The organism is Mesoflavibacter sp. SCSIO 43206, from assembly GCF_019904215.1.
Taxonomy (GTDB): domain Bacteria; phylum Bacteroidota; class Bacteroidia; order Flavobacteriales; family Flavobacteriaceae; genus Mesoflavibacter; species Mesoflavibacter zeaxanthinifaciens.
In genome coordinates this window covers 1,542,268-1,555,090 of the sequence record NZ_CP063201.1, presented here as the reverse complement: position 1 = coordinate 1,555,090, position 12,823 = coordinate 1,542,268, and the positions used below count along the sequence as shown (strand labels likewise).

Below are 12,823 nucleotides of genomic sequence, written 5' to 3'. Positions count from 1 at the left end.
TATTATCTAGCTTCAAATTTTAAGATAGCATTTTTTGGTTTTAAAGTAATAAGAGGCAAAATATCTATAGATTTAAATTCTGGTTTGATTTTGTAGCGTTTTATAATTTCGTTTATTGCTATAATCATTTCAAACATCGCAAAATTATTACCAATACATTTTCTTGGTCCAGCTCCAAAAGGAAAATATTGTGATGAAAATTGCCTGCCACCATCTTCAAATCGTTCTGGTAAAAACTTATTTGGTTGATCCCAAAGTTTTGGATGACGATGAATTTCAAAAACCGAAAACAATAAATTTGAATTCGCTTTAAAATGATAATCCTTAAAACTATCGTCCTCTACATTCACTCGATCTATAAAATATACTGGCGGATACAAACGCATAGATTCTTCTATAACTTGCTGACAAATTTTTGAATTCATTACTTGATTCATCAAGTCTTGCTCATCTTCATTCGCTTTTATTTCATCATAAATTTTGTCTTGCCATTCAGGATGTAACGCTAATAGTTGCAGAGTAAATGTTAGCGCATTTGATGTGGTTTCATGACCTGCAACAAATAGGATTAAAATTTCGTCTAACAGCTGCTTCTCTTCCATTGAAGAACCATCATCATATCTTGCAGACAACAACATATCTAATAAATCGTTGTACTTAACACTAGATTGCTGGCGTTGGTTTACAATTCGTTTTAAAATATCTTTAGACTCTTGCCCTAAATCTAAGTGATGTTGTAATGTACCACTTATTTTAAACCACCAACCTAGGTACGGTTGTCTAAGCTCTTTGACCAACATTTTCTGAACTTCTTCAGTAATGTGTTGTAGTCTATTAATCTCGTCTGCATTTGCGGCACTACTAAATAAAGATTTAACTACAGTTTGAAACGCTAAATCATTAAAAATAGGAAAGACATCTATAGGTTTATTAGTTTCGATTTTATCATACTCAGTATTAATTGCAGACTGAATCGTATCTAATAACTGTTGAAGATTTTTTTTATGAAATGCAGGTTGAATAAGTTTTCTCTGCGTTTTCCAATGATCTCCTTCTGCAGTTAATAGTCCTTTACCAACATATTTTGCTAAATCTTTAGTTTGAATTTTTGACTTTGTATAATTTTTTTGATTTTTCTGAAGTACGTGAATAGCTAATTGTGCATCACGAGAAAAGAAAATATGATTTTTTGCTCCAATGTTTAGTCTAAAAATATCACCATATTTCTTAAAATTTCTATGATGAAATGGTAACGGATTTTTTAGAATTTTGAAAGAATGTTTTATAAACTGAAGCAATGAAACCTCAGGAATATGTGTTTGTTGCTCCATAAATTTTATTCTTTTCTTAAAATAAACCGCCTTGTGTTGGCCCTTTTATTTTTCCAAGATGCTTGTAGGCTAGTTCGGTTACTTCTCTTCCTCGTGGCGTACGAATGATAAAACCTTGCTGAATTAAGAATGGCTCATAAACTTCTTCAATAGTTTCAGAACTTTCACTAACAGCTGTAGCTATGGTTGTGATACCAACTGGCCCACCTTTAAACTTATCAATGATGGTAGAAAGGATTCGGTTATCCATTTCATCTAAACCATAAGCATCAACATTTAAAGCTTCTAAAGCATATTTAGCTATTTTGATATCTATAGATCCATTACCTTTTATTTGCGCAAAGTCTCTAACACGACGCAATAATGCATTAGCAATTCTTGGTGTACCACGACTACGACCTGCAACTTCTATTGCAGCTTCCATAGAAATTGGTACATTTAAAATGTCTGCACTACGTTGTATGATTGTTGTTAATAATTCGGTGCTATAATATTGTAATCTACTTTGAATACCAAAACGAGCACGCATAGGTGCTGTAAGCAATCCTGAACGCGTTGTAGCGCCAACTAAAGTAAACGGATTTAGATTGATTTGAACGGTTCTTGCATTTGGTCCAGACTCAATCATAATATCAATTTTATAGTCTTCCATAGCGGAGTATAAATACTCTTCTACGATTGGACTTAAACGATGAATTTCATCTATAAAAAGAACGTCTCTTTCATCTAAGTTAGTAAGAAGTCCTGCAAGATCACCTGGTTTATCTAAAACTGGTCCAGAAGTCACTTTAATACCAACATTAAGCTCATTAGCCAAGATATTTGCTAATGTCGTTTTACCTAAACCTGGTGGACCATGAAAAAGCGTATGGTCTAATGCTTCTGATCTTTTATTGGCTGCTTGTACAAATATTTGGAGATTTTCTAATACCTGATCTTGACCTGTAAAATCGCTAAAATTTAGAGGTCTTAAAGTTTTTTCGATATCAAATTCTTCAGGAGAAAAATTATCGTTTGTTGGATCTAGGTTTTCATTCATACAAAAGCAAATATAAAGAAAAAGCCTTTCTGTTTAGAAAGGCTTTTTAAATATTTTAGAGTGATGATTAGTGTTGTAACTCTTCTTCTCCTTCTTTTAAAGGTATATCTTGAGGAACAAAGTCGTCATCATGTCCTGGTTTACTATAATCGTAAGCCCATCTGTGTACAGTTGGGATTGCTCCTGGCCAGTTACCATGTATATGCTCTACTGGAGTTGTCCATTCTAAAGTGTTAGACTTCCATGGGTTTTGTTCTGCTTTCTTTCCGTAGAAAATACTAGAGAAGAAGTTATAGAAAAATACGATTTGGAAAGCACCACCTACTAAAGCAAATACTGTAATAACAACGTTCACATTTGATAAATCATCAAATAATGGAAATGCACTGTTTGTATAATAACGTCTTGGTAATCCTGCCATACCTATAAAGTGCATTGGGAAGAATACACCATAAGCACAAACTGCAGTGATCCAGAAGTGAACGTAACCTAAATTTTTGTTCATCATTCTACCAAACATTTTAGGGAACCAGTGATAAACACCTGCAAAGAAACCATAAAGTGCAGAAATACCCATTACTAAGTGGAAGTGAGCTACTACAAAATATGTATCATGGACGTTAATATCTAATGCGCTGTCTCCTAAAATAATACCTGTTAAACCACCTGTAATAAAGGTAGAAACTAAACCTATAGAAAATAACATTGCTGGGTTAAGCTGTAAGTTACCTTTCCACAATGTGGTAATATAGTTAAATGCTTTTACAGCAGAAGGAATTGCAATTAATAATGTTGTAAAAGTAAATACTGAACCTAAGAATGGATTCATACCTGATACAAACATGTGGTGACCCCATACAATTGTAGATAAAAATGCAATTGCTAAAACTGAAGCAATCATGGCACGATATCCAAATATAGGTTTACGTGAGTTAGTTGCAATAATCTCTGAAGTTATACCTAATGCTGGTAATAATACGATGTAAACTTCTGGGTGACCTAAGAACCAAAATAAATGTTCAAATAGTACAGGAGATCCTCCTTGGTAATGTAAAACTTCACCTTGAATAAATATATCTGATAAGAAGAATGATGTTCCAAAACTTCTATCCATTATTAATAATAAAGCTGCAGATAATAATACCGGGAAAGAAACAATACCAATAATTGCAGTTACGAAAAATGTCCAAATTGTTAAAGGTAATCTAGTCATAGACATACCTTTTGTTCTAAGATTTAATACTGTAACAACGTAGTTTAATGATCCTAAAGCAGAAGAAGCAATAAAAATAGCCATAGAGGTTAACCATAATGTCATACCAAGACCAGATCCACCTTGAGCCATAGGTAAAGCACTTAATGGAGGATAAATAGTCCAACCTGCTGCTGCTGGTCCAGCTTCAACAAAAAATGAAGCAACCATTATTACACAAGATACAAAGAATAACCAATAAGACACCATGTTTAAGAAACCTGAAGCCATATCTCTTGCTCCAATTTGTAATGGTATTAATAAGTTACTAAAAGTACCACTTAAACCTGCTGTTAATACAAAAAATACCATGATGGTACCATGAATTGTTACTAAAGCTAAGTAAATATCTGCGCTCATTACACCGTCTGGAGCCCATTTACCTAAAAAGGTTTGAAGGAAAGCGTTAGGTTCTCCAGGCCATGCAATTTGCATACGCATCATTAAAGACATTACAACTCCAATAATTCCCATTATAAGCCCAGTAATTAAATACTGCTTGGCAATCATTTTATGGTCTTGACTAAATATATATTTAGTTATAAATGTTTCTTTATGGTGATGACCATGATCGTCATGTGCATGTGCTTCTACGTGTGCTGACATAATCTAATAATCTTTTCTTTAATTAAAATTTTTCTTTTTCTAGAATTACAAATTTAATGAATTTTTGAACTGTTTTTGTTCTTTCATCCAAGCGTCGAACTCTTCTTGAGTTTCTACAATAATTTTCATTTGCATATTGTAGTGAGATGTACCACAAATTTTATTACATAAAAGTAAGTAATCAAACTCGTAAGGTTCTAAAGCTTCTTCACCATTAGCAATAAGTTCTTTACTATTTTCAGTTCTTATTTTATTAATGTTTGCAACTTTATCTTTAATTTCTGGTACTTCTCTCATTTCAGCAGTAGTTTTTGTTGGTGTAAAACTAAACTGAGTAATCATACCTGGAACACAGTTCATTTGTGCTCTAAAGTGAGGCATATAAGCTGAGTGAAGTACGTCTTGAGAGCGCATTTTAAATAATACTGGTTTACCTACAGGTAAGTGTAATTCTGTTACAATAACATCATCTTGGGCATTAGGGTCAGATTCATCAACACCTAAGATATTAGCTTTATCTAAATCAATCAATCTTACGTTAGCTTTACCTAATGCGTTATCTGCTCCAGCATATCTTGCTTTCCAGTTAAATTGTTGTGCATAAAGCTCTACAACCATTGGATCTGCTTCTTCATCTACATTCATGATGCTAGTCCAAGTAAATAAACCTTGAATGATTAAACCTGCTAAAACTATTACCGGAATGATTGTCCATATAGCTTCTAATTTGTTGTTATCTGCAAAGAATAAAGCTTTTCTTCCTTTTTGACCTCTGTATTTAAAAGCAAAATAGTGTAGTAAGAATTGTGTAATTGTTTGAACAAAGAAGATAACAAGTAAAGAGATTATCATTAATCTATCAACACTTGGTCCATGCTCTGATGCAGAATTAGAAAGTAACGGTAAATCACCATATTTTGCGATGCAAACAATAGTTATTGCATAAATGAAGATTAAGAAACCTATCATTAAGTAACCGTTTACTTTGTTGTCATTATCATTAGCAATTTGGTTGTTCTCTGAAGATTTACCCGTTTGAGTCAAATCAAAGATTTTAACCATTTGCCAAATGGCAACGAAAATAAATATTAAAACTAAAATTGATATTAAAGCCGTCATTGTTGTCGTTCTTCTTAATTTGTTTTTTTATTAATAATGGAAATGTTCACTTTCTTTTACAAAAGGATTTCCTTTTGCTGTTAAAGGTGCTTTTGATATTGCATAGAATACTAACAATAAGAATAATCCAGCAAATAATAATATTGAACCTATTTCTGGTACACCAATAAACCATCTATCTCCTACTGTTGCAGGCATAATCATATTGAATATATCAAGATAGTGACCTGCTAATATTACAACTCCTGCCATTACAACAAACCAAGGAATACGTTTGTAATCACTGTTCATTAATAATAATAGTGGGAAAATAAAATTCATTGCTACCATACCAAAGAATGGTAATTTATAATCTTCTATTCTAGTTACAAAGTATGTTACCTCTTCTGGGATGTTTGAGTACCAGATTAACATAAATTGAGAGAACCATAAATAAGTCCAGAAAATACTTATACCAAACATGAATTTTGCTAAATCATGAATGTGACTATCATTTACTTGTGGTAATAATCCTTTAGATTTTAAGTAAATTGTAATTAATGCTATTACAGTAATACCACTTACAAACATACTTGCAAATACATACCATCCAAATAATGTAGAGAACCAATGAGGATCAACACTCATAATCCAGTCCCAAGACATCATAGATTCAGTATAAATAAAGAATACTAAAAACCCAGCTGCAATACGGAATGATTTTTTGAAATTAGAATTATCTCCAGCTGCTGCTTCATCTTGAGCTAAAGAGAATTTACGAGCAAAAAATCGGTATATACTCCAACCTGCTATAAAAATAATACCTCTAATTAAGAATCCAGTAGAATTAAGCCAACCTGATTTTCCTGCTACTAATTTGTCAAAGTGTTCGCTTTCTGGATTAACCATGTCTGGATTCATCCAAACAAAAATATGATCTCCTGCCATCATTGCAATAGCTAGAACAATTATTGCACCAGGTAAAAGGTAATACGTAATACCTTCCATGACTCTAAATAATAAAGGAGACCAACCTGCTTGTGCTGCAAATTGAATTGCATAAAATGCTAATACACCTAATGCTATCATCATAAAGAAAAATGCAGCAACATATAATGCAGACCATGGTCTGTTATGTATTTGATGTTGAACATGTTTTGCATGCTCGTCACCTTGATGAGCATCTGTACTTGAGTGATGTCCAGCATCTTCTAGTGCTCCATGCGAGTTTGTATCATGTGCATTGTCTGAATGGTCATTACCTCCTTTAACAACATGCTCTTCTGTTTGATGAGAATCGCCATGACCTCCATGACTTGCTTCTGCCGCTAACATTTCTTTTACTTGGTCTAATGTTTTATGAGAATTCATAAAACCATAGGTTACCCCTAAAAGTCCTAAGACAATTAAGATACCAGCAAAAATCTTTAGTCTATTTGAAAACGTGTACATATCTTTATATAAACTTTATCTAAATCTTATTTTTCTAAATTTGCTTTTAAGCTTAATACATAAGCTACAACTTGCCAACGCTCTTCTTCATTTAGTTGATTAGCATAGCTACCCATTGCATTCTTACCGTAATAAATAACATGGTAAATACTACCTTCATTTATCGCTCTACCTGCATCTGCATAACTAGGAACTCCAAGTATTTTTTCTCTCTTTACTAATTGTCCTTGTCCTGCACCTTTATTACCGTGACAAATACCACAATAAATATTGTAAAGTTCTTTACCTCTATTTAAATCAACTTGAGTAGAATCTAATGGACTTGTTAATTCAGCTTTAGCTAAATTATATCCATCAGTGTCTCCTGCATAATCAAAAGGCATATATCCTCTTGAGATTGTTCCTTCAACAGGCAATTGTCCTTCTTTACCGTTTGCAAAAGCATCAGACTCTTGATAAGTTTCGTAAGCTACAGATTCATACATGTTTGGCATGTACTCGTAATTGGGTCTTGTCTTTTTATTACAAGACGTAAACGATACTGCAATTAAGGCTACTATTGTTATTTTAATTAAATGTTTCATTGTATCTAATTAATGAGCTTTATCAACTACGTTAATTTCTACTGCACCAGTTTCTACTAACAAGTTATGTAATTCGTTTTCGTTTCCACTAACAGGTATTTCCATTAAAAAATGGTCATCAGTAGTTCTAGGATCAGGGTTTTCAGCTTTTTTGAAAGGCCACATTCTACTTCTTAAATAGAATGTAATTACCATTAAGTGAGCTGCAAAAAATACTGTAAGCTCAAACATAATTGGTACAAATGCTGGCATGTTTTCTAAGTAGCTAAAACTTGGCTTACCTCCAATGTCTTGAGGCCAGTCTTCAATCATGATAAAATTCATCATTAAAACTGCAACTGTTAAACCTACACAACCGTATAAAAAAGCTGTTATTGCTATACGTGTTGGTGCTAATCCCATTGCCTTATCTAGTCCGTGAACTGGAAAAGGAGTGTAAATTTCTTCTATATGATGTTTTGCAGCTTTAACTTTTTTTACTGCGTTCATTAAAACATCATCGTCGTTATAAATAGCGTGAATTACTTTTGAAGCTTCCATATGCTACTTTTAGTTTATTAAATTTTTAGCTTGTCCTGACCAATCATCACGTTCTGCTCTTCCTGGGAAAGAACCTGTAATTTCATCTAACAAGTCGTATTCTTTCTTTGTCATCTTACTTACTTGAAGGTAAGTATAAATACCGATACTGTTAAGTACTTCTTCCATTTTAGGACCAATACCATTGATTTTCTTTAAATCGTCAGCAGTTTGTGTTGCTGGGTCAAAGGTCCCTATTCCTGAAAGTAGATTGCTTACTTTTTCAGTGTTTTCTGGTTTTGGTAATGCTTCAGTTTTTGGAGCTGCCTCTACTTTAGGAGCTTCAACTTTGTTGTAAACTGAAGTTCTTTCATCTGCACCTGTACCTACTAAGCTATCACCTCTTTCTCTTATGTTTTTATAGCGTTGTCCTGAAGATTTCAAGATTGTTTTAACCTCTGCTTGTGCTATTACAGGGAACGTACGAGAGTATAATAAGAATAATACAAAGAAGAATCCTATTGTACCTACAAAAATACCTATATCTACAAACGTTGGAGAAAACATTGTCCATGAAGATGGTAAGTAATCACGGTGTAATGATGTAACAATAATTACAAAACGCTCAAACCACATACCTATGTTTACAACAATAGAAATAAAGAATGAGAACATAATACTTGTACGTAACTTTTTAAACCACATAAACTGTGGAGAGAATACGTTACAAGACATCATCATCCAATATGCCCAAGCGTAAGGACCAGTTGCTCTGTTTAAGAATGCATATTGCTCGAATTCTACTCCAGAGTACCAAGCTACGAAAAGCTCAGTAATATATGCCACACCTACAATAGAACCAGTAATCATGATTACGATGTTCATTAACTCGATGTGTTGTACTGTAATATAATCTTCCATATTACACACTTTTCTCATAATAATAAGAAGTGTATTTACCATTGCGAAACCAGAAAAAATTGCTCCAGCAACGAAGTATGGTGGGAAGATTGTTGTATGCCATCCTGGTATAACAGACGTTGCAAAGTCAAACGATACAATGGTGTGTACCGAAAGTACTAATGGTGTTGCTAAACCTGCAAGTACTAAAGATACTTCTTCAAAACGTTGCCAGTCTTTTGCACGACCTGTCCAACCAAAACTTAATAAACTATATATTTTCTTTTGAAATGGCTTTATTGCTCTATCACGTAACATTGCAAAGTCTGGTAATAATCCAGTCCACCAGAATACTAATGATACTGACAAATACGTAGAAATTGCAAATACATCCCAAAGTAAAGGCGAGTTAAAGTTAACCCATAACGATCCAAATTGGTTTGGAATCGGTAATACCCAATATGCTAACCATGGACGACCCATGTGAATAATCGGGAATAAACCAGCTTGAACAACAGAGAAAATTGTCATTGCTTCTGCAGAACGGTTAATTGCCATTCTCCATTTTTGACGGAATAATAAAAGTACTGCTGAAATCAGAGTTCCTGCGTGACCAATACCAACCCACCAAACGAAGTTAGTAATATCCCAAGCCCAGTTTACTGTTCTGTTTAATCCCCAAGTACCAATTCCTGTTGATACGGTATAAATAATACAACCTATTCCCCAAAGAAAAGCAACAAGAGCAATTGAAAAAACAATCCACCATTGTTTATTTGCTTTACCTTCTACAGGAGCAGCGATATCTACTGTTACATCGTGATACGATTTCTCGCCGGTAACTAGAGGTCTTCTAATAGGTGCTTCGTAATGAGACGCCATAATCCTTATATAAGTGTTTCTTAGTTAATTTATGATTCTGTAGTATTTCTTACTTTAGTATGGTACATCACATTTGGTTTTGTACCTACATGCTCTAGTAAGTGATACATTCTATTATCTTCTGTAAGTTTTGCAACTTTACTTTCTTTATCATTGATATCTCCAAAAATCATCGCTCCACTACTACAAGCTGCAGAACATGCTGTTTGGAACTCTCCATCTTTAATCTCACGTCCATCACGTTTAGCATCAAGAATGGTTTTTTGTGTCATTTGAATACACATAGAACATTTTTCCATTACACCACGAGAACGTACTGTTACGTCTGGATTAACAACCATACGACCTAAATCGTTATTCATGTGATAATCAAACTCATCGTTTCCATTGTATAAGAACCAGTTAAAACGACGTACTTTATATGGACAGTTGTTAGCACAGTATCTTGTACCTACACAACGGTTATATGCCATATGGTTTTGACCTTGTCTACCATGAGCTGTTGCTGCAACTGGACAAACAGTTTCGCAAGGTGCATGATTACAATGTTGACACATTATTGGTTGGAAAGCCACTTGAGGATTATCCGCTGGATGTTCTAATTCTCCAAATCCACCTAAAGATCCGTTATCTCCGAATAGTCCAGAGAAACCTTCTTTCTTTTCATCATCAGCTTCAAAAGTTTCTTCAGAAGAATAGTATCTATCAATACGTAACCAATGCATATCACGACTACGTCTTATCTCTTCTTTTCCTACTACTGGAACGTTGTTTTCAGCATGACATGCAATAACACATGCTCCACATCCTGTACAAGCGTTTAAGTCTATAGATAAATTAAAGTGGTGACCTATTGATCTATCAAATTCATCCCATAAATCTACTTCTGGTGAAGTTACCGGAGTTTCTTCATGGTTTAATGATACTTCTGGAATTGGGTTCCAATAATGTTTATCTTTAGTATTGAAAATTTCTAAAGTTGTTTCTCTAACAATATCACCTCGACCCATTAAGGTATTTTGTAACTGTACACAAGCAAACTCATGCATTCCAGTAGCTTTTTCTACTGATACAGATTGAACATTGTTAAAGTCTTTGTATAAAGGATAAGCGTTTACACCTGTTTGCATTTCTTCTTTTAAACCAGCTGTACGACCGTATCCAAAAGATAAACCAACAGATCCTTTTGCTTGCCCAGGTTGAATAATTACAGGAACTGTAACACTTACACCATTGGCTTTTACAGTAGCATAACTACCATTTAAAGCACCTGTAGCTTCATGTTCATTTACTAATCCCCAAGCTTCAGCATCTGATTTTGATACTGTTAAATAATTATCCCAAGATGTTCTAGATATTGGATCTGGAAACTCTTGTAACCATGGATTATTAGCTTGTTGTCCATCCCCCATACCTGTTTTAGTGTAAAGCACTAATTCAGTACCGTTAGATTTAGCTGAAGACGCTAAAGCTCTTGCAGCATTACTTGCAGGTGTTTCATCTTGCTCAACTTCTTCAGTTTCTGCAACTTCAGCTGAGTTAATTGAACCTACAAATATTCCATCGTGTAATGCTTTGTTGAATGAACTTCCATTAAGTACACCTGCATTCCACGTAGTTTTGATATATTCATTTAAAGAAGAATCGTTACCGTTCCACTTTAATAATGCTTCTTGAAATTGTCTTGTATCAAATAAAGGACGAATTGTTGGTTGCATTAAACCATAGTGTCCTTTTTTAAATTCTACATCTCCCCAAGATTCTAAATAATGTGGTGCTGCAGCAAGATATTCTGAAACAGATGCAGTTTCATCTTCTTTCATTGTAAAGTAAATTGAAAGATCTGTTTTCTTGATTGCTTCAGCAAAATCTTTGGCGTTAGGTAAAGTATACATTGGGTTTACACCACTCATAATTACCGCTCCAACTTTACCAGCTTTCATATCTGAGATTAAAGTCTGAACAGCTTTTACATTACCTTGACGTGTTTTTATAGGTGTTTTAGCGTCAAATGCTTTACTATTTAAAGCTTCGTTAATTTCTAAAACAACTGTTTGAGCGTTTACATCTTGAATACCTGATACTAACACACCATTGCTTCCTGCTCTTTTTAATTCTGAAGCTACTTTTTGAACAGCTTCTTTTACATTTGCTGGTAGTGCATTAGCATTTACAGATCCACCGACAATTAAACTATGTAATTGCGCTAACACTAATTTTTGGTTAGTTGGTGTAACAGGAACACGCTTATCTGCGTTTGCACCTGATAAAGACATGTTAGATTCAAATTGGATGTGACGTGACATCTTACCATCTTTCGGTATACGTCCTTGCGCATACCCTGCATCAAATCCTCCACCTTGCCAATCTCCTAAGAAATCTGCACCAACAGAAACTATGGTCATTGCTTTAGCAAAGTCGTAACTTGCTAAACCACGCTCTCCGTATTTAGCTTGGAAAGCATCTAAAGCAGCAGATTCTGAAACAGCGTCATAAACCACATGGTTTACATTACCATAAGCTTCAGTAAATTCAGCTACTAATTTGTTGGTTGATGGACTTGAGTATGTTTGAGTCAACAAAGCAATTTGCTTTCCTGACGCTTTAATTTCATTTAATTTTTTTGAGGTTTCAGCATCAAAATCAGACCAAGAGATATTGTTACCTCCTTTTTTTGGTCCTTGAAGTCTTAAGCTATCATACAAATCTAAAACTGAAGCATTAACTCTTGCATTAGCACTACCGTGTGTTGGTGCTAAAGTGTTATTTTCAATTTTAATTGGACGACCTTCACGAGTTTTTACTAAAACACTAGCATAATCAAAACCATTTGCAATTACAGTAGCATAATAGTTAGCTACACCAGGAACGATTCTTTCTGGCTGAACTACGTAAGGAATTGATTTTACAACTGGTCCTTCGCAAGCCGCTAAAGAAGCAGCAGCTGTACTAAAACCAACATACTTTAAGAAATCACGACGTGTTGTTGAAGAACTCTCTAACTTATCTTTATCTCCTAAAAACTCGTCAGTTGGAATTTCTTGAACAAATTCGTTTTGTTTTAGCGTCTCAACAATAGAGCTATTCTCATTTAGCTCCTCAACACTTTTCCAGTATTTCTTGTTTGATGACATATTATATAATTGAATTTATTTCTTAT

The 12,823-nt window shown here is 34.1% G+C and carries 9 protein-coding genes; all 9 read right to left on the bottom strand.

Translation table 11 applies throughout. The features are described from left to right. Nucleotides 1-2: 2 nt before the first annotated feature. Nucleotides 3-1,331, bottom strand: a complete 1,329-nt coding sequence (locus tag INR78_RS07190) for a cytochrome P450 (protein WP_223075988.1) — start codon at nt 1,329-1,331, stop codon at nt 3-5. 16 nt (nt 1,332-1,347) lie between these two features. Further along, entirely contained in the window at nt 1,348-2,370 is a 1,023-nt protein-coding gene (ruvB, locus tag INR78_RS07185; RefSeq protein ID WP_027879454.1) for a Holliday junction branch migration DNA helicase RuvB, read from the bottom strand. Nucleotides 2,371-2,437: 67 nt separating this feature from the next. Next, a complete protein-coding gene (locus INR78_RS07180) occupies nt 2,438-4,228 on the bottom strand; it encodes a cbb3-type cytochrome c oxidase subunit I (RefSeq protein WP_223075987.1) in 1,791 nt (596 codons plus the stop codon). 45 nt (nt 4,229-4,273) lie between these two features. After that, nucleotides 4,274-5,347, bottom strand: a complete 1,074-nt coding sequence (locus tag INR78_RS07175; protein WP_223075986.1) for a cytochrome c oxidase subunit II — start codon at nt 5,345-5,347, stop codon at nt 4,274-4,276. Nucleotides 5,348-5,377: 30 nt separating this feature from the next. Further along, on the bottom strand, nt 5,378-6,778 hold the full coding sequence (locus tag INR78_RS07170) for a quinol:cytochrome C oxidoreductase (protein WP_223075985.1): 1,401 nt from the start codon (nt 6,776-6,778) through the stop codon (nt 5,378-5,380). Between the two features lie 26 nt (nt 6,779-6,804). Next, nucleotides 6,805-7,362 (bottom strand): cytochrome c, encoded by a 558-nt coding sequence (locus INR78_RS07165; protein ID WP_223075984.1) that lies wholly within the window; start codon nt 7,360-7,362, stop codon nt 6,805-6,807. Between the two features lie 9 nt (nt 7,363-7,371). Beyond that, on the bottom strand, nt 7,372-7,902 hold the full coding sequence (locus tag INR78_RS07160; RefSeq protein WP_027879459.1) for a DUF3341 domain-containing protein: 531 nt from the start codon (nt 7,900-7,902) through the stop codon (nt 7,372-7,374). Nucleotides 7,903-7,911: 9 nt separating this feature from the next. Continuing rightward, on the bottom strand, nt 7,912-9,663 hold the full coding sequence (gene nrfD / locus INR78_RS07155) for an NrfD/PsrC family molybdoenzyme membrane anchor subunit (RefSeq protein ID WP_223075983.1): 1,752 nt from the start codon (nt 9,661-9,663) through the stop codon (nt 7,912-7,914). A 29-nt stretch (nt 9,664-9,692) separates the two neighbouring features. Then, the gene (locus INR78_RS07150) at nt 9,693-12,797 is read right to left on the bottom strand and encodes a TAT-variant-translocated molybdopterin oxidoreductase (protein ID WP_223075982.1); all 3,105 of its coding nucleotides are present in this window, start codon (nt 12,795-12,797) and stop codon (nt 9,693-9,695) included. Nucleotides 12,798-12,823: the final 26 nt, after the last annotated feature.